Origin of the sequence: Pseudomonas sp. D3-10, assembly GCF_051132175.1 — a bacterium.
Lineage (GTDB): Bacteria > Pseudomonadota > Gammaproteobacteria > Pseudomonadales > Pseudomonadaceae > Aquipseudomonas.
On sequence record NZ_CP071668.1, the window covers coordinates 594,377 to 616,076 of the forward strand.

The 21,700-nt window shown below is 62.1% G+C and carries 17 protein-coding genes; 10 read left to right on the plus strand and 7 right to left on the minus strand.

The features are described from left to right. Positions 1-472 precede the first annotated feature (472 nt). From J3P90_RS02555 to J3P90_RS02575, 5 genes are all read left to right on the plus strand, one after another. Positions 473-1,081 carry a YqiA/YcfP family alpha/beta fold hydrolase gene (locus J3P90_RS02555; protein WP_420766170.1) on the plus strand — a complete coding sequence of 203 codons (609 nt, stop codon included), beginning with the start codon at positions 473-475 and terminating at the stop codon, positions 1,079-1,081. A 42-nt stretch (positions 1,082-1,123) separates the two neighbouring features. After that, positions 1,124-3,028, plus strand: coding sequence for a DNA topoisomerase IV subunit B (parE, locus tag J3P90_RS02560; RefSeq protein ID WP_434608106.1), 1,905 nt, complete (start codon positions 1,124-1,126; stop codon positions 3,026-3,028). After that, positions 3,028-4,014: an esterase-like activity of phytase family protein gene (locus tag J3P90_RS02565; protein WP_434675786.1), complete on the plus strand. Its 987-nt coding sequence runs from the start codon at positions 3,028-3,030 to the stop codon at positions 4,012-4,014. Before parE ends, J3P90_RS02565 begins: the two co-directional genes overlap by 1 nt. A gap of 99 nt (positions 4,015-4,113) precedes the next feature. Continuing rightward, positions 4,114-6,378 carry a DNA topoisomerase IV subunit A gene (gene parC, locus J3P90_RS02570; protein ID WP_420766173.1) on the plus strand — a complete coding sequence of 755 codons (2,265 nt, stop codon included), beginning with the start codon at positions 4,114-4,116 and terminating at the stop codon, positions 6,376-6,378. Between the two features lie 179 nt (positions 6,379-6,557). Next, positions 6,558-7,262, plus strand: coding sequence for a PqiC family protein (locus tag J3P90_RS02575; RefSeq protein WP_420766174.1), 705 nt, complete (start codon positions 6,558-6,560; stop codon positions 7,260-7,262). Between the two features lie 236 nt (positions 7,263-7,498). On the opposite strand, the gene J3P90_RS02580 is transcribed toward J3P90_RS02575, so the two are convergent. After that, positions 7,499-9,013: an AhpA/YtjB family protein gene (locus tag J3P90_RS02580; protein ID WP_434675787.1), complete on the minus strand. Its 1,515-nt coding sequence runs from the start codon at positions 9,011-9,013 to the stop codon at positions 7,499-7,501. A gap of 133 nt (positions 9,014-9,146) precedes the next feature. Here J3P90_RS02580 and serB point away from each other — a divergent pair, with 133 nt between their 5' ends. Further along, positions 9,147-10,361 carry a phosphoserine phosphatase SerB gene (gene serB / locus J3P90_RS02585; protein WP_420766176.1) on the plus strand — a complete coding sequence of 405 codons (1,215 nt, stop codon included), beginning with the start codon at positions 9,147-9,149 and terminating at the stop codon, positions 10,359-10,361. 170 nt (positions 10,362-10,531) lie between these two features. On the opposite strand, the gene J3P90_RS02590 is transcribed toward serB, so the two are convergent. From J3P90_RS02590 to J3P90_RS02605, 4 genes are all read right to left on the minus strand, one after another. Then, a complete protein-coding gene (locus J3P90_RS02590) occupies positions 10,532-12,292 on the minus strand; it encodes a molecular chaperone (RefSeq protein WP_434560978.1) in 1,761 nt (586 codons plus the stop codon). 130 nt (positions 12,293-12,422) lie between these two features. Continuing rightward, positions 12,423-13,283 carry an archaetidylserine decarboxylase gene (gene asd, locus J3P90_RS02595; protein WP_420766178.1) on the minus strand — a complete coding sequence of 287 codons (861 nt, stop codon included), beginning with the start codon at positions 13,281-13,283 and terminating at the stop codon, positions 12,423-12,425. A gap of 17 nt (positions 13,284-13,300) precedes the next feature. Next, positions 13,301-14,116 (minus strand): rhodanese-like domain-containing protein, encoded by an 816-nt coding sequence (locus J3P90_RS02600; protein ID WP_420766179.1) that lies wholly within the window; start codon positions 14,114-14,116, stop codon positions 13,301-13,303. Positions 14,117-14,158: 42 nt separating this feature from the next. Next, positions 14,159-15,697 (minus strand): HDOD domain-containing protein, encoded by a 1,539-nt coding sequence (locus tag J3P90_RS02605; protein ID WP_434560976.1) that lies wholly within the window; start codon positions 15,695-15,697, stop codon positions 14,159-14,161. Between the two features lie 166 nt (positions 15,698-15,863). Here J3P90_RS02605 and motA point away from each other — a divergent pair, with 166 nt between their 5' ends. Both motA and motB read left to right on the plus strand, forming a co-directional pair. Next, on the plus strand, positions 15,864-16,715 hold the full coding sequence (gene motA, locus J3P90_RS02610; RefSeq protein ID WP_198797221.1) for a flagellar motor stator protein MotA: 852 nt from the start codon (positions 15,864-15,866) through the stop codon (positions 16,713-16,715). 162 nt (positions 16,716-16,877) lie between these two features. Continuing rightward, positions 16,878-17,948 carry a flagellar motor protein MotB gene (motB, locus tag J3P90_RS02615; protein WP_434675788.1) on the plus strand — a complete coding sequence of 357 codons (1,071 nt, stop codon included), beginning with the start codon at positions 16,878-16,880 and terminating at the stop codon, positions 17,946-17,948. A gap of 80 nt (positions 17,949-18,028) precedes the next feature. Here motB and rsgA read toward each other — a convergent pair whose 3' ends face one another. Then, positions 18,029-19,060 (minus strand): small ribosomal subunit biogenesis GTPase RsgA, encoded by a 1,032-nt coding sequence (gene rsgA / locus J3P90_RS02620; protein ID WP_053117887.1) that lies wholly within the window; start codon positions 19,058-19,060, stop codon positions 18,029-18,031. A 118-nt stretch (positions 19,061-19,178) separates the two neighbouring features. Here rsgA and orn point away from each other — a divergent pair, with 118 nt between their 5' ends. Together orn and J3P90_RS02630 are read left to right on the plus strand one after the other, a co-directional pair. Then, on the plus strand, positions 19,179-19,721 hold the full coding sequence (gene orn, locus J3P90_RS02625) for an oligoribonuclease (RefSeq protein WP_434676533.1): 543 nt from the start codon (positions 19,179-19,181) through the stop codon (positions 19,719-19,721). A gap of 264 nt (positions 19,722-19,985) precedes the next feature. Further along, positions 19,986-20,597 (plus strand): trimeric intracellular cation channel family protein, encoded by a 612-nt coding sequence (locus tag J3P90_RS02630; RefSeq protein ID WP_420766182.1) that lies wholly within the window; start codon positions 19,986-19,988, stop codon positions 20,595-20,597. Here the strand turns inward: J3P90_RS02630 and queG are convergent. Then, a complete protein-coding gene (queG, locus tag J3P90_RS02635) occupies positions 20,579-21,658 on the minus strand; it encodes a tRNA epoxyqueuosine(34) reductase QueG (protein ID WP_420766183.1) in 1,080 nt (359 codons plus the stop codon). The two genes, J3P90_RS02630 and queG, sit on opposite strands and share 19 nt — an antisense overlap. Positions 21,659-21,700 lie beyond the last annotated feature (42 nt).

Here is a 21,700-nt window from a genome sequence, read left to right on the forward strand (position 1 = left end):
AACGGGGCCCCTAGATCAAAAGCCAAGCCGAGGCGGCCTTAGGGCCGACCTGGCTCTCGGTGGGACCGTGTTTCCCCTGTGGGAGCGAGCCTGCTCGCGAAGACGGCGGCACATACAATATGGATGCAAGCTGACCCACCGCCATCGCGAGCAAGCTCGGCTCCCACAGCAATCGGCGGTGGACACTGATCTTATAAACGACCAAAAACCTTCGTCGAGCCGAGACTATGAGGATTCAAGGCTGACAAAGCCCCCGTGGCGAGGGAGCTTGCTCCCGCTGGCCTGCGGAGCAGGCCCCAGACCAGGCACAGCGTTCTGTCAGCCAGATGGGGCATTACCAGTTTGGGGCTACTGCGTAGCCCAGCGGGAGCAAGCTCCCTCGCCACTAAGGCGAAGTGTTATCGAAATCACCCCAAACCCCCACAAACTCCCTGTAAACTCCGGCCTTTGCCCAGCACCCAGGGAGTCGGCAATGTCGGGTTCGATCCTTTATATCCATGGCTTCAACAGCGCCCCGGCGTCGACCAAAGCCTGTCAATTGGTCGACGTGATGGCTCGCCTTGGCCTCAGCGACCAATTGCGGGTGCCTGCCTTGCATCACCACCCTCGCCAAGCGATGGAGCAGATGGAGCAGGCGATTGCAGAACTGGGCCGGCCGCTGCTGGTCGGCAGCTCGCTCGGCGGCTACTATGCGACTCACTTGGCCGAGCGCCACGGGCTCAAGGCCCTGTTGGTCAATCCTGCCGTGAGCCCGCATCGGATGTTCGACGGGTACCTGGGAACGCAGAAGAATTTGTATACCGACGAAACCTGGGAGTTGACCCACGACCACGTCACGGCCCTGGCCGAGCTGGAAGTGCCGGCGCCCCGGGATCCGCAGCGCTTTCAGGTATGGTTGCAAACCGGTGACGAAACGCTGGATTATCGCCACGCCCAGCAATATTACCGGGCCTGTGCCTTGCGCATCCAGGCCGGCGGTGACCACAGTTTTCAGGGGTTTGCCCGACAGTTGCCGGCGTTGTTGAGTTTTGCCGGCATTGGCGCCGATTTGTATCAGGCGATCGACTTCACGTCGCTGTGAGCCATCGCCCCCTTTTTCATTGAACACTGACGACGAGACCCCATGGCCACTCCCAGCGCTAGCTCTTATAACGCAGACGCCATCGAAGTCCTCTCGGGCCTCGACCCGGTGCGCAAGCGCCCCGGCATGTACACCGACACCAGTCGGCCGAACCACCTCGCCCAGGAAGTCATCGACAACAGCGTCGACGAAGCCTTGGCTGGGCATGCGAAGTCGGTGCAGGTCATCCTGCACGCCGATCACTCGCTGGAAGTCAGCGATGACGGCCGCGGCATGCCTGTGGACATTCACCCTGAAGAAGGCGTGTCGGGCGTCGAGCTGATCCTCACCAAGCTCCACGCCGGCGGCAAGTTTTCCAACAAGAACTACCAGTTCTCCGGCGGCCTGCACGGGGTGGGTATTTCCGTGGTCAACGCCTTGTCGACCCAGGTGCGGGTGCGGGTCAAGCGTGATGGCAACGAATACCAGATGACCTTCGCCGATGGCTATAAGGCCACCGAGCTGGAAGTGGTCGGCAGTGTCGGTAAGCGCAACACCGGGACCAGCGTGTATTTCGCCCCGGACCCGAAGTATTTCGATTCGCCGAAGTTCTCCGTCACCCGCCTCAAGCACGTGCTCAAGGCCAAGGCTGTCTTGTGCCCGGGGCTGTTGGTCAGTTTCGAAGACAAGGCCACCGGCGAGAAGGTCGAATGGCATTACGAGGACGGCCTGCGTTCCTACCTGGTGGACGCGGTCAACGGTTTCGAATGCCTGCCCACCGAGCCGTTCTGCGGCAGCCTGGCCGGTAACAAGGAAGCCGTGGATTGGGCGTTGTTGTGGCTGCCCGAAGGTGGCGAAAGCGTTCAGGAAAGTTACGTCAACCTGATTCCGACGGCCCAGGGCGGCACGCACGTCAACGGCTTGCGCCAAGGCTTGCTCGACGCGATGCGCGAGTTCTGCGAGTTCCGTAACCTGCTGCCCCGTGGCGTGAAGCTGGCGCCAGAAGACGTCTGGGAGCGCATCGCCTTCGTCCTGTCGATGAAGATGCAGGAGCCGCAATTCTCCGGCCAGACCAAGGAACGCCTGTCGTCCCGTGAGGCGGCGGCCTTTGTTTCCGGCGTGGTCAAGGACGCGTTCAGCCTCTGGCTCAACGCCAACCCGGAAACCGGCCTGGCCCTGGCGGAGCTGGCGATCAACAACGCCGGCCGTCGTCTCAAGGCCAGCAAGAAAGTCGAGCGCAAGCGCATCACCCAAGGACCGGCGTTGCCGGGCAAGCTCGCCGATTGCGCCGGGCAGGATCCGATGCGCTCCGAGTTGTTCCTGGTGGAAGGTGACTCCGCCGGTGGTTCGGCCAAGCAGGCGCGGGACAAGGAGTTCCAGGCGATCCTGCCGCTGCGGGGCAAGATCCTCAACACCTGGGAAGTGGACGGCAGCGAAGTGCTGGCCAGCCAGGAAGTGCATAACATCGCGGTGGCCATTGGCGTCGACCCCGGCGCCGAGGACATGAGCCAGCTGCGCTACGGCAAGATCTGCATCCTTGCCGACGCCGACTCTGACGGCCTGCACATCGCCACGTTGCTCTGCGCCTTGTTCGTCCAGCATTTCCGCCCGCTGGTGGATGCCGGCCACGTCTATGTGGCGATGCCGCCGCTGTACCGCATCGACTTGGGCAAGGAAATCTACTACGCCCTGGACGAAGCGGAGCGCGACGGCATTCTCGACCGCCTGGTCGCCGAGAAGAAACGCGGCAAGCCGCAGGTCACCCGATTCAAAGGCCTGGGCGAGATGAACCCGCCGCAGCTGCGTGAAACCACCATGGACCCGAACACCCGTCGCCTGGTGCAGTTGACCCTGGACGACTTCGCGGCAACGTCGGAAATCATGGACATGCTGCTGGCGAAAAAACGTGCAGGCGACCGCAAGACCTGGCTCGAATCCAAGGGTGACCTGGCTGAGGTCCTGGCCTGATGCGCAAGGGTTTCGCCCTGGCGCTGTTGCTGTGGGCGGGGGGGGTAGTGGCCGAGCCGGCGCCGGAGCTCACGTTGTTGTCCGAGCATGTCGTCGAAGGCATGCGCGGCGGCAATTTGTCTGGGCTGGCCCTGTGTGGCAACGAAATGTGGACTGTGTCCGATCGCGACGATGACCGGATCTATCGCCTCCAGCCGGTCGATGCGCCAGTCTGGGCGGCCGAAGTGGTCGAGATCGAGGTGCCGATGGTGCCGGACAGCGGTTTGCCGTGGGGCTTGAGGTCCCGCACATGGGCGGCGTCGTTCCTGCGCGGTGGCGAATTGGATTTCGAAGGCATCAGTTGCGACAGCGCAGGCAATCGCTATGTGGTCAGCGAGTCCCATGCCGCCGTCCTGCAAATCCCGCCGACAGGCCCTGCATCGTGGTTGAAAATCGCCCCGACGATGATTCGTCAAGCCCGGGGCAGTGGCATGTTGTTGCATTTCAATTCGCTGTTCGAAGGCCTTGCGGTCAACCCGGCCGGGGATCACATCTGGCTGGCGGCCGAGCGTGAACGGCGCGGCCTGCTGTTGATCAAGCGCCAGCAAACGGTCTGGGACTGCGACGGCAATTGTGTGTTGCTTAGCGAAGCGGGGCAGCAGATGCAGCCGCCTCAATTCCCCAAGGCCAAGGCGGTTTCACGGGATTTTGCCGATCTGTCATTGTTCAACGGCAAGCTGTTTACCCTGGAGCGCAACGCCTTCCAGATTTGCAGGCGGGATGCGCGGACGGCCGAGGTCGAGCGCTGCTGGTCGTTCGCAGCCGAGGCCTTGCAGGACGCTCGTCGTTTTTCCCAGCCCTACGGACTGGCCGAAGCGCTGGTGGTGGACGCCACCGGCGCGTGGATTGGCCTGGACAACAACGATGGAGCCCGTGCCGATGGCGAGCGGCGGCCGGTGATCTGGCGCTTCGCCGCGCCGGACAGCGGCTGGGGCGCCTCGCCATGACCCGGCAATCGCCGGGCACCAGCGCCCTCCAAGCATTTGAATTTATCCTGCGCGACGGCAATGCGCCGTTGCGCCAGACAACGAACTGATGAGGCCCGCATGAGCGATATTCTTGCAGACAGCTTGGACGGCGTAGAACGCCGGTCGCTGGCTGACTTCACCGAAAACGCCTACCTCAATTACTCCATGTACGTGATCATGGACCGCGCCTTGCCGCACATCGGCGATGGCCTGAAACCGGTTCAACGGCGGATCGTCTACGCCATGAGCGAATTGGGGCTGGATGCTGACTCCAAGCACAAGAAATCGGCCCGTACCGTCGGTGACGTGCTCGGTAAGTTCCACCCCCACGGCGACTCGGCCTGCTACGAAGCGATGGTGCTGATGGCTCAGCCGTTCAGCTATCGCTACACGCTGGTGGACGGGCAGGGCAACTGGGGTGCGCCGGATGATCCCAAGTCCTTCGCGGCCATGCGCTACACCGAGGCGCGGTTGTCGCGCTATTCCGAGGTGCTGCTCAGCGAACTGGGCCAGGGCACCGCGGACTGGGGCCCTAACTTCGACGGCACCCTCGACGAACCCCTGGTGTTACCGGCGCGTTTACCGAATATCCTCCTCAACGGCACCACCGGCATCGCCGTCGGCATGGCCACCGACGTGCCCCCGCATAACCTGCGGGAAGTGGCCACTGCGTGCGTGCGTTTGCTGGACGAGCCGAAGGCCACGGTGGAGCAGCTCTGCGAGCATATCCAGGGGCCGGATTATCCGACCGAAGCGGAAATCATCACGCCCCGCGCCGATCTGCTGAAAATCTATGAAACCGGTCGCGGTTCGGTGCGCATGCGCGCCGTGTACCACATCGAAGATGGCGACATCATTGTCACGGCGTTGCCGCATCAGGTGTCAGGGGCCAAGGTCCTGGAACAGATTGCTGCGATGATGCAGGCAAAGCCTTCGAAAGCACCGCAAGTGGCTGACCTGCGTGACGAATCCGACCACGAGAACCCATGCCGCATCGTTATCATCCCGGTCAACAGCCGGGTCGACCACGAAGCGCTGATGCAGCACCTGTTCGCCAGCACGGACCTGGAGTCCAGCTACCGGGTCAACATCAATATCATCGGCCTGGACGGCAAGCCGCAGCTCAAGAACCTGCGGGCGTTGCTGGTGGAGTGGCTCGAATTCCGGGTCAAGACCGTGCGCCGGCGCCTGCAATTCCGCCTGGACAAGGTCGAGCGCCGCCTCCACCTGTTGGACGGTTTGCTGATTGCCTACCTCAACCTGGACGAAGTGATCCACATCATCCGGACCGAGGAGCACCCCAAGGCCAAGCTGATCGAGCGTTTTGCGCTGAGCGAAATCCAGGCCGACTACATCCTCGACACTCGCCTGCGCCAGTTGGCGCGCCTGGAAGAGATGAAGCTGCGTGCCGAGCAGGACGAACTGCTCAAGGAGCAAGCCAAGCTGCAAGCCTTGCTGGGCAGCGAAGCCAAGCTCAAGAAGCTGGTGCGCACCGAGCTGCTGAAGGACGCCGAAACCTACGGCGACGACCGTCGCTCGCCGATCGTCGAGCGCGCCGAAGCCAAGGCGTTGAGCGAGCACGACCTGCTGCCGAACGAGAAGGTTACCGTCGTGCTCTCTGAAAAAGGCTGGGTGCGCTCGGCCAAGGGGCATGATATTGACGCCGCCGGGCTTTCCTATAAGGCCGGGGATGGCTTCAAGGCCTTGGCGCCGGGGCGTTCGAACCAGTTTGCGGTGTTCATCGACTCCACCGGGCGTAGTTATTCGGTCCCGGCCCACACCTTGCCATCGGCCCGTGGACAGGGCGAACCGCTGACCGGTCGTCTGACGCCACCACCGGGTGCAACTTTTGAATGTGTGCTGATGCCTGATGATGACGGGCTGTACGTTATCGCGTCGGACGCCGGGTACGGGTTCGTCGTCAAGGGTGAGGATCTGCAAGCCAAGAACAAGGCGGGCAAGGCGCTGTTGAGCCTGCCGAACAACGCCAAAGTCATCGCGCCTCGCCCAGTCATCGACCGCGAGAGCAATTGGCTGGCGTCGGTGACGACAGAGGGCCGGTTGCTGGTGTTCAAGATCAGCGATCTGCCACAGCTCGGTAAAGGCAAGGGCAACAAGATTATCGGTATTTCCGGCGAACGGGTGGCGAGTCGCGAGGAATATGTCACGGATATTGCAGTGATACCGGAGGGTGCCACGCTTGTGCTGCAGGCTGGAAAGCGTACGCTTTCATTGAAAGCGGACGATCTTGAGCATTACAAAGGTGAACGTGGTCGGCGGGGCAATAAGCTTCCAAGAGGTTTTCAGCGGGTGGATGCACTGCTCGTCGAAAACCTCAATTGAGCGTGCTAGAGGGCTCGGTCCGCGATTAAAAGCCGCGGATCGGTGCTTTGGCGCTGGAGTCGGGACGCATATTCACGGATGATAGGCCCTTTCAAGCGCCGGCGTGGCCGAGCGTTCTTCAATAATGACCGAGTATTTTTCACTGTGGTAAGCCTTGTGGCCGCCACCTGGACGAGACGATGACTGCTCTGCGCCTTCCTATTTTGTGGCTCGCCGGCCTGCTTGGCCTGGCGGGCTGCAGCATGAACCAGCCGGTGTCGCTGTACCAACTGGACAGCGGTACCCCGGCCCAGCCTGCACAAAGCACAGGCATGGCCGTACTGCTTGGCCCGGTTCTGATCGCTGACTACCTGCAGCGTGAAACCTTGTTGCAACGTCAACCGGACGGCAGCCTGCAAGCCGCCACCGATGGTCGTTGGGCCGGCAGCCTGTCTTCGGACATCGATCAATTATTGCTGCGTCAGGTGGCCGGACACCTGGACAGCCAGCGCGTGGTACTGGCCCCCGCTACCCAGGGGTTCACTCCGGACGTACAGGTCTTGTTGTCGATTACCCGTCTGGACTCAGGCAAATCCCAACCTGCGGTACTGGATGCCCAGTGGCGGCTGATCGATCGTCGCGGCACGGTTCGCGAAAACCGTATCGTGCACCTGCAGGAGCAGCATGCAGGCACCACCGCGGCGCAGGTCCAGGCTCAAGGCGTGCTTTTGCAGCGCCTGGCCGAGCAACTGTCCGTGTCGCTCAAGCCCCTGGCCAACCAACCCCCTATCGCGGAAGTCCCGCGCAAGGCGGCGCCCGCTCCGGCCAAGCCGGTGGAAAAGGAAAAGGACAAGATTCCCATGGCTCTGCCGATTCGTACGGACATGGAAGTGTTCCGGTTCTGACGATTTGATGACTGCCAGACAAAGCCCGCGTTGATGCGGGCTTTGTTGTTTCTGCCGGTTGGAATATCTGGTGTCTGTGCTGGCCTCATCGCGAGCAAGCTCGCTCCCACAGGGGACCTACGGTCGTATGAAGATCCCTGTGGGAGCGAGCTTGCTCGCGATAGGGCCAGCGAAGGCAACAAAAAACCCGCAGACGATTACTCATCTGCGGGTTTTATTATTTCAGGGCCGAGACCTCAGGCCTGACGCTCATGCATGCGCGCCAGTTGCCGCTCCAGCATCGATGGATATGGCTCCATCAATCGTTCCACACAGCAAGCGCCTTCCGGGCTGGCGATGGGGCGAATGCGGGTGCGTTGGCGGATCAGGGCGTCATCGTTGATCTTGCGCTCCACCAGCAACAAGTTGCGGCTGTGCTGGGAGAGGGCCAATGCGTCCTGGGCGGTTTCGGTGAGCAGCAGGTCGATCTGGCTCAGGCCGAACAGGCCGTCGCCCAAGGTCAAGCCCAACTGCAATTGCAGGGTGATGCCGCTGTCGGCGACTTCGATTTGCAATTGATGACCCAGCGCGCGCAGCAGTTCACCGCAGCAAATGGCGTTGGTCAGGTAGTCGTCGCCGCTGTCTTCGGCATGGAAGAGCATCAGCGTACTGCCGTCATTGAGGGTATGCAGTTCGCCTTGATAAAGCGATGCGGCTTGGTCAAGGCAGTCGCGATAGCGTTCGAGCAGCTCCTTCAGGCGCGCCTGGGGCAGGCGGCGCAGCTGATCCTGGGCACCCAGTTGAACGGCCAGCACGGCGCTGTGCTGGGGCACGTTCGAGGCGGGGCGGGCAGCCGGTTGAGGAGCGCCGGTCACCGCGTCGTCGCGCAAATCGGCAAAGGCGTCGTCGTCTTCCTCGTCTTCGACCGTGCGCACCACATGGCGCGGCGCAGAGCGGGAGGCGGGCATCGGTGCGCTTTCGTCAAAGCCCGGGTCACGCAGGTTGCGCACCTCGAAGCCCGGCTCGGCATCGTCCTCGTCGACGTAGTCGATGTCTTCAGGCTCCGGCACCGGCTCAGGTTCCGGCGCGAAGCTGGCGTGTAGTTGCCGAGCCAGGTCGCCGATCTCATCCTGGCGCTGGGTCGCCGGCGTGTGTTCATCGATGTCCCGCAGCCAGACGCGCAATTGCAACAACGGCGTGGAGATGTGCCGTCCCAGGCGCAGGCTCAAGGCCAGGGCAAGCGCCAGCAGGATCGCGCTGAGAATGCCCATGCTTTGCAGGCTGATGGTCATCGGTTGCTGGAACTGGTCCATGTCCAGGCTGATGCGCAGTTGCCCGGCTGTCACGTCCTGGAAAGTGATCTTGCTCTGGTACATGCCGCCGGTCTCGCCCAGCAGGCCAGGTTTAGGGCGCTGGCCGGCCTCCGCGAGGATGCGGTTGTCCACGCTGTAGATGGCGGCGTGGGCGACCAGTTTGTTCTTGGTCAGGTTGTTGAGCAGCACGTTGAGGCTGAGGATGTCGTTGGACACCAGCAACTCGGTGGCGGAGGTGGCGGTCTGGGTGGTCAGGCTTTCACCCAGGGCGTCCGCCTGCTCATGCATGGCCTGCTTGAATTGCAGGCCCATCACGCAGGCATAGATGACCAGGGCCAGGGCGACCAGGATCACGTTATGGCTGGCGATGCGCAATGCAATCGGCACGCGGCGATGGCGCAATGCACGGAAGATCAGCAGGAAGAAGTTGTCGGTTTTGACTGGCGTGGGCCGGTTCACTGAGCTCGGCTCTTTGTCCGTGAAATTGACGCGCAGTATAGCGACAGGCCCATGGCCGGCAAAGCACTGGCGGTGCCCGATGGTCACTGAATGTGGGTAGAATGCGGTTTTTTTCCACCTGCGGGGGTGCGCCTTGCGCGAAATCGTCCTGATAAACATCACTGGCAGCGACCGTCCGGGTCTGACTGCGGCCATTACCGGCGTTCTGGCCCAGGGTGGTGTGACCATTCTCGACATCGGTCAGGCGGTGATCCATGACACGCTGTCGTTCGGCATCCTGGTTGAAATTCCGGACGCCGAACAAAGCAAGTCGGTGCTCAAGGACATCCTGTTCACGGCCTACAAGCTTGACCAGCAGGTGCGTTTCACCCCGGTATCCGAAGCCGATTACCAGCATTGGGTAGCCGGCCAGGGCAAGAAGCGCCACATCGTGACGCTGTTGACCCGCAAGGTGACCGCCGAGCAGTTGCAACGGGTCAGTTCGATCACCGCCCAATACGGGCTGAACATCGACCATATCGACCGACTCTCCGGGCGTATGCCGCTCGATACTCCGGCTGACCAGGGCAAGGGCTGCATCGAGTTTTCCGTGCGCGGCGAACCGGCCGATCCCCAGGCGCTGCGGGCCGAATTCCTCAGCGTGGCCCAGGAGCTGAACGTCGACATCGCGTTCCAGGAAGATTCGCTGTTCCGCCGCAACCGTCGCCTGGCGGTGTTCGACATGGACTCGACGTTGATCGAAGCCGAGGTCATCGACGAATTAGCCAAGGCGGCTGGCGTGGGCGATAAGGTCTCGGCGATCACCGAGCGGGCCATGGCCGGCGAGCTGGATTTTCGTGCCAGTTTCAAAGAACGCCTGGCGCTGCTCAAGGGCCTGGACGTCAGCGTGCTCGATTCCATCGGCGCCTCACTGCGGCTGACCGAGGGCGCCGAAACCCTGTTCGCCGAACTCAAGCGCCTGGGCTACAAAACCGCCATCCTGTCCGGCGGCTTCACCTATTTCGCCAAGCAGTTGCAGGCCAAGCTCGGCATCGACTACGTGTTCGCCAATGAACTGGAAGTGGTGGACGGCAAGGTCACCGGCGTGGCCGTCGAGCCGATCGTCGATGCCCAGCGCAAGGCGGACCTGCTGCGCGAATTGGCCGAAAAAGAAGGCCTTCGCCTGGAGCAGACCATTGCCGTGGGCGACGGAGCCAACGACCTGCCGATGCTGGCCATCGCCGGCCTGGGCGTGGCGTTTCGGGCCAAGCCGCTGGTCAAGCAATCGGCCCGGCAGGCGATTTCGACCTTGGGGTTGGATGGGGTGTTGTACCTGTTGGGCTTCCGGGATCGCGACGGGCAGGTTTGAGCAATTCGCCGATCGTTGGATTTCGCATAGCCGTGGCGAGGGAGCTTGCTCCCGCTGGCCTGCGCAGCAGGCCCAATACGGCCCACCTGAAACGCCTGGGTGTCAGGTTTCGGGGCCGCTTTGCGGCCCAGCGGGAGCAAGCTCCCTCGCCACGCAATAGTTGTTGTTCCTTAGAGCGACTTCCACAACGAATCGAAATCCCCCTCTTGCGTGCCGTCACCCCCGTTCGCCGCTGATTCGTCCTGGCGATAAGCGAACTGGTTGAAACTGTGGGTGCTGGTCACTCGTCGATCGAGCCCAGCGCGCCGTTCCTCGCCATTGGTGTTGATCAACACCTGCTGGCCTTCCTGGAAAGGCAGGCGCGGGGCGATTACGGTGGGGGGCAAGTCGATGGCGCTGATCTCCGGAAGCAGCAGCCCGCGCAGATAGTGCCCTTGCTCGTTTTGCTCTCGAAGCAATTGCAGGCCGCACGGCTGGGCATGGGGCGCGACCAGTTCGATCCCCATCTGCATGGCGCCATTGCGCACCTGGCGAATCCAGCGCACCACGGCGATGCTCCAGCTCTGGTCGTTGGCGTCCCGGATACCCACCATTTCCCCAGCCTGTAGTTGTTCCGGCACCTCCTTCGGCCAGCCAAGGCAGTAACCTCCCGGGCTGTGGTTGATGATCGGCAAGTCGTAGGTGGGGAAATGGTGCTGGTTGTCGGAGCTTGCGGCGTCATCATCGGCCGGATTGACCGGGTATTCGATTTCTTCGTAGGGCAAAAGCTCACTGTCACCGCTGGGCGCTGCGTCGAAGGCTTGGTCCCAGGTATCGTTTTTCCGGGTGGGCGACGCCTCGAAGCGGGCCTTGCGGGTGGCCGGGTTCTTCAGGATTTCACTGAATGAGCGTTCGCCGCCAAGGTAATAATGCAAGGCGCTCATGCCCACGCACAGGGTCAGTGTGCCGTTGCCCTCGGTGCGCTGGAAACTGCGCTCGGCAGCTTCGCCCCAGGCGGCTTGCAGATGATGCAAGGTGTCGGCGCTCATGCCGGCCGGTACCGTCAACGTCGACTCGACCGGTTGCGCCAAGTGGGTGGTAATGGCACGCACCAGCGGCTGTGGGTCGAAACCCAGCAGGGTGGGTTGCTGTTCCGCCCGGAATTTCGAGCGGTAGCGCGGACCGACATCCAGCTGCGGCGCGACCGCGAACAGGCTGGAGGCGGTCACGGCCGGGTCCAGCTTGACCCCTTGGCTCCAGGGTTCGAGCACTTCGGCCAATCGGGCAATCTGGCTCTGGCGCAATTGGTTGCTGCGCGAGGCGCCCAGCAATAGCGCGACGACGTAGGTTTGCTCGACGTTCAGTTGGTGAACCTGGCTGGCCAGTTCATCGCTGACGGCCAGGTGCTGCAGTTTATGCTGGCAAGCGATCCGGTACAGCTGATGCAGATCGAGCCAGAGCCCCTCGGGCACAGGGCTGTACAACTGGCTGGAGCGTAGCAACGTGCTATTGAGCGCGTGGACTGCCCGTTGCGCTGCGGTAGCCAGCAGGCGCGCCCGGTCCTTGGAAAATTTCGACGAGATACGCCCGACGATCTGTTTGTAGCCCATCGCCAGGTGGGCTTGCAGGGCCTGGCACAGGTTGACGATCTTGCGCGATCGCTCATCCAGCACGATGGCCTGCTGCAGAAAGTGCCGCTCAAGGTGCTTGCAGACGTAATAAACCTCTGGTCGCAGCAGCTCCAGCAGTTGCAGGCGATTATCGCTGGGGGTCAGCAGTTGGTTCAGCTCGCCGAGTGCCTGGTACAGCAGGCGAGCGGTTTCGCCGATGTTGGCCTTGGGCAGGTTGGCGATCCAACGCTTGAGGTCGCGTGGCGCGGCATCGCAGAAAGACAGGCGCGACTGGGTCGGTGTCAAGACGCGCAGTAGCTGGAGAGGGCTGGTCTCATTCATGCCGTGGACGGGCTCCGGCGGGAAATGAAAAGGATGTTTCCAACTCTAGCAGCTGTAGGCGAAAGAGGTGCTCTGTGATTGTCGGATACCCAGTGGGAGCGAGTTTGCTCCCACTGGGTGAGCTTTTGGATCAGGCGTTCGGCAGTGCCAGGGCCTGGCCCATCTGCACCGGCGAGCCCGCCACGAGGTCTTCGGCCCATTTCACCTGGTCTGGTCCAAACAGCACGATAGCGGTTGAACCCAACTTGAACCGGCCCAGTTCGGCGCCTTTTTCCAGGTGGATCGGCGCGCGAGCGGCCTCATCGTAGCGGAAAGTCTTCAACTCGCGCTTGGGCGGTGTCACCAGGCCGGCCCAGACGGTTTCGATGGAGGCGACGATCATCGCGCCCACCAGCACCACGGCCATCGGCCCGCGCTCGGTGTCGAAAATGCACGCGACGCGTTCGTTGCGGGCGAACAGCTCCGGGACGTTTTCGGCGGTGGTCTGGTTGACCGAGAAAATCCGTCCTGGGATGTAGACCATTTCCCGCAGGGTGCCGGCCAGCGGCATGTGTACGCGGTGGTAGTCCTTGGGCGACAGGTAGATGGTAGCGAAGTCGCCGCCCATGAATGGCGCCGCGTTGGCCGCATCCCCGCCCAGCAGTTCCAGCACGCTGAAACTATGGCCCTTGGCCTGGAACACCCGGCCATGCTCGATCGGGCCGAGCTGGCTGACGGCGCCGTCGGCGGGGCTGAGGATCGCGCCGGGCGTTTCGTCCAGGGGACGCGCACCGTCTTTCAATGCGCGGGTGAAAAACGCGTTGAAGTGTTCATAGGCAGTGAGGTCTTCCACCAGCGCCTGGGACATGTCCACCTGGTAACGCTTGGCGAACCAGGCCGTGAAGGCGTTCTTGAACCAGCGAACGCGACACTCGGCGATGCAGCCGGCCAGCCGCGACAGCAGGTGGTGCGGCAGCAGGTATTGGGAGAGGATGAACAAGCGGTTTTTCATTAACTGTCCTTAAATCTTCAAAGCTCGATGGGCGTGTCGGGATGATTGCCCCATTCGCCCCATGAACCGGCATAGCCCTTGACCCGCGGATAACCGAGCGCCTTGGCCACCAGATAGGTGAAGCCAGAGCGGTGGTGGGTCTGGCAGTGGGTGATGACTTCTTTATCGGGCGTGATGCCCAGCTGTTCGAGAATCTGCGGCATGTCCTTGCGGATGCGCAGGCTGCGCGCAGGATCCATGCCGGCCGTCCATTCGAAATTGACCGCTCCGGGGATGTGTCCGCCCCGGGCCGCCACGACTTTTTCACCGGAATATTCCAGCGGGCCGCGCGCATCCCAGATCGCCAGGTCTTTCGAGCCAAGACGGCTTTGCAGGTACTCGCGAGTGGCGGTGGGTTCGTCGTGCAGCACCAGGCTGACATCGCCGGCGGCCGGCGCCGGGGTGTCGATCGACACCGGCAGGCCCTGGTCCAGCCAGGACAACAGGCCGCCGTCGAGATAGTGGTAGTTGGAGTGCCCGATCACGTCGAGCAGCCAGATAAAACGCCCGGCCCAGCCGCCGCCTTCGTCGTCATACACCACATAGACCGCGCCAGGGTTATGCCCGAGTTCGCCGAACAGCGTTTCCAGGTCGGCCTTCGCCGGCAACAGTCCCGGCGCCGGGGGCTGGCCCAGTTGCGTGCGTTTGGGATCGACGAAGCGCGCGCCAGGAATATGGCCGGTGCTGTAGCGCGCCGCGCTGGTTAGGTCCACCAGAATCAGATTGGGAGCATCGAGGCGCGGCAAGAGCTCGTTGGGCTCGATTACCAGCGGCAAGCCAGAGAAGTCAGGCATGTGAGGTCTCCTGGGGCGCAAAGGGAAAGGATTGTAGCAAGTTCAGCGGCCACGGTTGGTAAAGCTGTGCAGGGCCCTTTCGATGCATTGCACGGTCTTGCCGAAAGCCTGAACGGACACGTCCGAGAACGGACCGCCACCCTGGTCCGCGACCACTAGCATGATCACCCGTCCATTACACGTCAGTGAGCGCAACAGCAGGTGCTCGCCTCGGAACAGGGCGCGAAGGCCCGGAGGCAGCAAGGCGGAGAACTGGGCGTTGTTCTCAGGAGTCAGGCGAACCTGGGCCTGTTGAGCCAGTAGTCGCTGCAAGACCTTGCTTTGGCTGATGGAGAAGCTCATCGCCGCCGCTTCCTTGGGCAGGCCGGCGGTCTGATGCACACGAACGCTGGTCTGGCTGCGATCGGGCATTAAAATCATCACCCGGCGCATGCCGCACGCCACCAGGGTATCTCGCGCCGAAGTGGTCAGGTGCATGGCGTTGCTGAAAGGGCTCGGTTCCACCAACAGCGCGGCGCATTGCTTGCGCCATTGGGACAGGTCCTGGGCGCTGGGCGGGGCGGCGGGCAACAAGCCGGGATGCACGCGGCGGCTGCCCGGGGGCCAGATCAGTGCCACGGCGGGGTGCCAGAGGTCCGGCATGGTGTGCTGGCGAGCACTGTTGGCGGCTTGTTGGTGCAGTTGCTGCTGAAGTTCGTCCATCGGCATCTGCAGATACAGGCTGGTGAGGTATTGCCAGCGAGCGCTGTGCGGGCTTTCCCAGGCCTCTTGCGCCGACAGTGCCAGACCATTGGCCAGCAGCACTGTATTGGCGGGTTGATTGAGCCAGCGCCGCAGCGTCGGGTCGTCGTCCAGGCGATTCTGCTGGCGTAGCGGATGTTCGCTGTCGCGGGCGATGCGCAGCACTTTCATCAGTTCGCGGCGTTCATTCAGCAGCAGGCGATAGCCTTGCGCCACCCAGATGGGCAGGCGCCACGCCTCCACCAACGCGAGGCAGATGTTCAGCAGGCTGACGCCGAACAGTTCGCGCTCGACCTGTCTGGCCGGCTGGCGTTTATGGACGACCCGCAGCTCCCATTCCGCCAGCAGGCGTGGATGGGTCAGGGCCAAGGGCCAGAGCGGCGACAGGAACAACAGGCTGCCCCAGTGGATGTCCTGCCACAGCCGCGCCAGGCGGCTGGCGAAAAAACCATTGGCCTGTTGTGTAGCGTGCTGGCTGATCAATTGCAACTGGCGCAGGGCGACCGGTATCTGGTGCGCCGGTAGCGAAGGCAGGCGCGCGAGCAATTCCTCGGTGCGCTTGAGGCCGAGGCGGTTGATCGCCACTTCGAGGTTCTCAGCCGGCTCCGCCAGGCTGCCGTGGGTGTGATGGTTGGCTTCGCGGATGACGCTCAGGGCCAGCGCGGGGCTGTCCTGCATCAATTCGGCGATGTCGCGCAACGAGCGGCGGCTGTCGGAAATGGCCTTGCAGACCAGGTCATGACTGGCCTGGGGCACCGGCAAATGGACGCCTTCGAGCAGCTTTACCCAGCCTTCGATCGTGGTCGGTCTTGGAGTTGGAACGTTCGTTTCGTTAGCCATGGTTGGACGTGATCTTCGCATGAGGTATCTACGCCCGGAACGGGGCAAATTGGCTTTTCGCCGGAACTGGCTATAGTCTGGCGCAGTTTTGCCGATAAGTAGAAGAAGAGATTTTTCAGCTTCCGAATATGACCTTGAACCCGACTTAAATAAGTACTTTCTACCTATGGCTAAAATTATCGGCATCATTGTCGTGTTCGCGAGCGTGCTCGGCGGATACGTGCTTTCCCATGGCAAGATCGCTGCGCTGATCCAACCGTTCGAGGTGATGATCATCGGCGGTGCGGCTCTTGGCGCATTCCTCCAGGCGAACCCTGGCTATATGACCATGCATGTGCTCAAGAAATCCTTGAGCATGTTCGGCTCGCGCTTCAGCCACACCTTCTATCTTGAGGTGCTGGGGCTGGTCTACGAGATCCTCAACAAGAGCCGCCGCGAAGGCATGATGGCGATCGAGGGCGACATCGAAGACGCCGCCGCCAGCCCGATCTTCGCCAAGTACCCTTCGGTGCTGAAAGACGAGCGCATGACCGCGTTCATCTGCGATTACCTGCGCATCATGTCGTCCGGCAACATGGCGCCCCATGAGCTGGAAGGCTTGTTCGACATGGAGCTGTACAGCCTCAAGGAAGACCTGGAACACCCATCCCACGCAGTCAACGGCATCGCCGACGGCATGCCCGGCTTCGGTATCGTTGCGGCGGTATTGGGTATCGTGGTGACCATGGCGTCCCTGGGGGAAGGCGACCAGGCTTCCATCGGCCTGCACGTGGGTGCGGCACTGGTGGGTACCTTCTTCGGTATTTTGGCCGCGTACGGTTTCTTCGGCCCGCTGGCCCACTCCCTGGCCCATGACGCCAAGGAAGAACTCAATGTCTATGAAGCCATCAAGGCTTCCCTGGTGGCCTCGGCCTCGGGCATGCCACCGTCCCTGGCGGTGGAGTTCGGCCGCAAGGTCCTGTACCCGGCGCACCGTCCAAGCTTTGCCGAGCTGGAACAAGCGGTTCGCGGTCGATAGTGCTCTGCTTTGCAGATACGTTCCTTTTTTGGCGAGTGACTGTTGCTGCCAGACAAGGCGCCGCGACGAGTCATAGCCCGCTATGGCGAGGAGCGGCAATACAGTATGGCAGCAACAGGCACCGTCAAAATGGAACAGTATTTGTGAAGCAGAGCACTCGTTATGGAGAATAACCAACCGATCATCGTCAAGCGCGTCAAGCGTATAGCTGGCGGGCATCACGGCGGCGCCTGGAAAATCGCTTTCGCTGACTTTGCCACGGCGATGATGGCGTTCTTCCTGGTGCTGTGGCTGCTGTCCACGGCGACGCCGGAACAGAAGATCGCGATCGCCGGTTACTTCAAGGACCCGGTGGGTTTTTCCGAGAGCGGCACGCCGTACATCATCGATCTGGGCGGCTCGCCTGTCCTGGCACCGGAAAATACCCTCAACCCCGAGGTCAAATCCCAGCCCCAGCCCGACAAGGCGACCGTCGACGCCAATGAGGCCGAGGGCATGGCCGAGCAGGTCGAGCGCGAGCGCCTGGAATTGCTCCTGCAAGAGTTGCAGAACAAGGTCGAAGAAAATCCCGAATTGCAGAAGTTCAAGGACCAGATCCTGTTCGAGATCACGCCGAACGGCCTGCGCATCCAGATCATGGACGCCGACAACCGGCCGATGTTCGACTCTGGCAGCGCGCGGCTCAAGCCGTATTTCGAAGACATCCTGCTGGCCATGGCCGACACCATCAAGGCGGTGCCGAACAAGATCAGTATCAGCGGCCATACCGATGCCAAGCCGTACGTGGGCAAAGGCGATTTCGGTAACTGGGAACTCTCGGCCAACCGCGCCAACGCGGCACGTCGCGCCCTGGTGGCGGGCAGCTATCCGGACGAGCAAGTGGCGCGGGTGGTCGGTTATGCGTCTTCGGCACTGTTCGATCGCCAAGACCCCTTCAATCCGGTCAACCGGCGTATCGATATCGTGGTGTTGACCAAGAAGGCCCAAAAAGCCATCGAGGGTTCACAAGCAGACGATTCGGTGCCCGATTCGGTGCCCGATTCGGTGCCCGATTCGGCCCAAGGCGAGGGCGCGCCAGGTGAAGTGTCGGTGTCAGCGGCCGCGCCAGGTGCAGCGGTCGATCCGAACGCCTTGCCGGCGGACCAGCAGCCGGTGCCGGCCCACGAGTTGCGCGAACGCCTGAACCTGTTCGACGACGCCGCACCGAAACCGGCCGAGCCGCCGGCGCAGTGATCCACAAAAAAGCCGACATCATTGTCGGCTTTTTTGTGGGTATCGGTTTACCTGAGACTCGTCACCATAGTGACCAACAGTCAGTAACTGCTCTCCGGCAGGCTGGCGATGATCGAGCGGTAACTGTTCATCCGTTGCTGGTGCACGCGGCCTTCTTCCAGTGCCTTGAGCAAGGCGCACCCGGGTTCGCGATCATGCTTGCAGTCGCGGAAGCGGCAGGTGCCGATCAGCTCGTTGAATTCGATGAAGCCGGCTTCGACATCCGCCCGGCTGACGTGGCCCAGGCCGAATTCGCGGATGCCCGGCGAGTCGATCAGTTCGCCGCCGCCGGGAAAGTGGAACAGCCGCGCGGTGGTTGTGGTGTGTGTGCCCTGGCCGGACAGCTCGGACAACGGCCCGACGCGGGTCTCGACCTCCGGCAGCAGGCTGTTGACCAACGAAGACTTGCCGACGCCGGACTGGCCGACGAACACGCTGATGCGTCCGTCCAGTTGCCGCTGCAATTGTTCCATGCCGTTGCCGTGATGGGCCGAGACCTCCAACACTGGGTAACCCAGGTCCCGATAGACCGACAGCAGTGCGTTCAGCGCCGGGGCGTTGTGCTCATCGATCAGGTCGAACTTGTTGAGCAGCAGCAGCGGACGGATGCCGGCGTGTTCGGCCGCTACCAGGTAACGGTCGATCAGGTTGGCGTGGGGCTCGGGCAACGGAGCGAACACGATGACGATCATGTCGACGTTGGCGGCCACTGGCTTGAGTTGGCCCCGGCTGTCGGGACGGCACAGCTCGGTGTGCCGGGGCAGTTGCGCGACGATCACGCCGATGCCCTGGTTGCCGGCACGCCAGACCACTTGGTCGCCGGTCACCAGCGCTGGCAGGTTGGCGCGCAGGTGGCAGCGGAACACCTGGCCGGCCAGTTCGCCTTCCTGGGCCTCGACCTCGACCTGCACACCGAAGTGAGCGATCACCAGGCCGGTCTGCTCGGGGCCCAGGTCACCGCCTTCCAAGGCTTCGACAGCGCTGGATTCGCGCTTGGCGGCACGGGCGGCACGCTCGCCCTGGATCTTTTCGATGCGCCAGTTCTGACGACGATTGAGTTGGCGTTTGGCCATGGGTGTTCCGTATGAAGAAATACATCGATTGGTTTAAAACGGCGGCGAGTTTAGCACGCCCAAGGGGCTTCCTAAGCTAAACTGCGCAGCTAAGCCGAGGAGCTCCCCCATGCAAAACCTGCAAAACCCGCAGAACCTGATCTGGATCGACCTGGAAATGACCGGTCTGAACCCTGACAGCGACGTCATCATCGAAATGGCCACCATCGTCACCGACAGCGATCTCAATACCTTGGCCGAAGGGCCGGTGATCGCGATCCATCACAGTGACGAGATCCTGGCCGGCATGGACGAGTGGAACACCCGCCAACACGGCGGCTCGGGCCTGACCCAGCGGGTGCGCGAGAGCAAGATCAGCATGGCCGAGGCTGAAGCCCAGACCATCGCTTTCCTCGAGCAATGGGTGCCGAGGGGCAAGTCGCCGATCTGCGGCAACAGCATCTGCCAGGACCGTCGCTTCCTGTACACCCACATGAAATCCCTGGAAAGCTATTTCCATTACCGCAACCTTGACGTCTCCACGCTCAAGGAACTGGCCGCTCGCTGGGCTCCCGAAGTGCGCGACAGTTTCCAGAAAGGCAGTACGCACCTGGCCCTGGACGACATCCGCGAATCCATCGCCGAGCTGAAGCATTACCGCAAGCACTTCATCAAGTTCTGAGCCAACCCCAAGCGACTGGCGGGCAAGCTTTTGTGGCGAGGGGATTTAGCGAAACGTCGCACCGCCCCGTTGGGCTGCGGAGCAGCCCCTTGACCTGATGTCTGGTTGTGTCAGGCCGGTCGGTGTTGGTTGTATTTGGGGCTGCTTTGCAGCCCAGCGGGGATAAATCCCCTCGCCACGCTCCGGCAGCCGACGGGATCTGGCCCTCTTTTGGTGCCCGCCCAAACTGGCTAGACTGCGCGCCTTCCCGCAAGGACCGCCACCATGTTGCTGATGCTGTATCTGATCGCCATTACCGCCGAAGCCATGACCGGCGCGCTATCCGCCGGGCGGCGTGGCATGGACTGGTTTGGTGTGGTGCTGATCGCCTGCATCACGGCGCTGGGTGGTGGCTCGGTGCGCGACGTGTTGCTCGGTCACTACCCGCTCACATGGGTCAAGCATCCGGAATACCTGGTGCTCACCACCGCGGCTGCGATGCTCACGGTGTTCCTGGCGCGCTGGATGCGTCACCTGCGCTCGCTATTTTTGGTGCTCGATGCCGTGGGGTTGGTGGCATTTACGCTGATTGGCTGCATGACTGCGCTGGAAATGGGCCATGGCATGTTGGTCGCCTCGGTGAGCGGCGTGATCACGGGGGTATTTGGCGGCATCCTGCGGGATATCTTCTGTAACGATATTCCGCTGATCTTCCGTCGCGAGCTCTACGCCAGCGTCTCGTTTGCCGCCGCGTGGTGCTATTTGTTATGCGTCTACCTGCAATTGCCCAGCGAGCAGTCGATCCTCATCACATTGTTTGGCGGTTTTCTGCTGCGGCTCCTGGCGATTCGTTTTCACTGGGAAATGCCTAAGTTCGTCTATAACGACGAAGTCTGACGCGTGGCGTGCTGGCGCAGCGCCCATTCCACGTGTTCGCGCACCAGTTCCGACGGATAATCGCGCCGCGCCTCCAGCGCTTGCAGCACGGGAATCGTTGACGGCGCGTTGCCCAGGCCCACCGCCAGATTGCGCAGCCAACGTTCGTACCCAGCACGGCGCAACGGTGAACCTTCGGTACTGCTGAGGAATTTTTCCTCGTCCCACATGAACAGCTCCGCCAGCCCGGCGTTGTCCAGGTTGTGCCGTGGCTTGAAGTCGCTTTCGCCGGATGGCCGGGCGAAGCGGTTCCATGGACAAACGATCTGGCAGTCATCGCAACCGAACACCCGGTTGCCGATCAAGGGCCGCAGATCCTCCGGAATGGCGTTCTTCAACTCGATAGTGAGGTATGAAATGCACCGTCGGGCATCCAGTACATAAGGGCCGACGAAGGCATTGGTCGGACAGATGTCCAGGCAAGCGGTGCATTTCCCACAATGCTCGGTGCCGTGGGGCGGGTCCACCGGCAACGGCAGGTCGACAAAAAGCTCGCTGAGGAAAAAATAACTGCCGGCCTTGCGGTTCAGGACCAGGGTGTTCTTGCCGATCCAACCCAGGCCGGCCTGTTCGGCAATGGCTTTTTCCAGCACCGGCGCGCTGTCGACGAAGGCGCGATAGCCGAAGGGGCCGATGGCCTCTTGGATTTTTTCCGCCAGTTGCTGCACGCGCTTACGGATCAATTTGTGGTAATCGCGGCCCAACGCATAACGCGAAACGTAGGCTTTTTCCGGTTCGCCAAGTAATTGGGCCATTTGGGTGTCGCCCGCCAGGTAATCCATGCGCAGCGACACCACCCGCAGCGTGCCGGGCACCAGTTCTTCAGGGTGCGAGCGTTTGCTGCCATGGGCGCCCATATAGTCCATTTCGCCGTGGTAGCCGGCCTCGAGCCAGCGTTGCAGATGTTGTTCATGCTCGGCCAGGTCCAGGCCGCTGATGCCGACCTGCTGGAAGCCCAGCTCGCGGCCCCATTCCTTGATGGATTGGGCGAGGGTGGCAAGGTCTGTGGGAATGGCAGGCATGAGGCGAGAGAAACCGGAGCTGAGATGCGTATAATTCTGCCA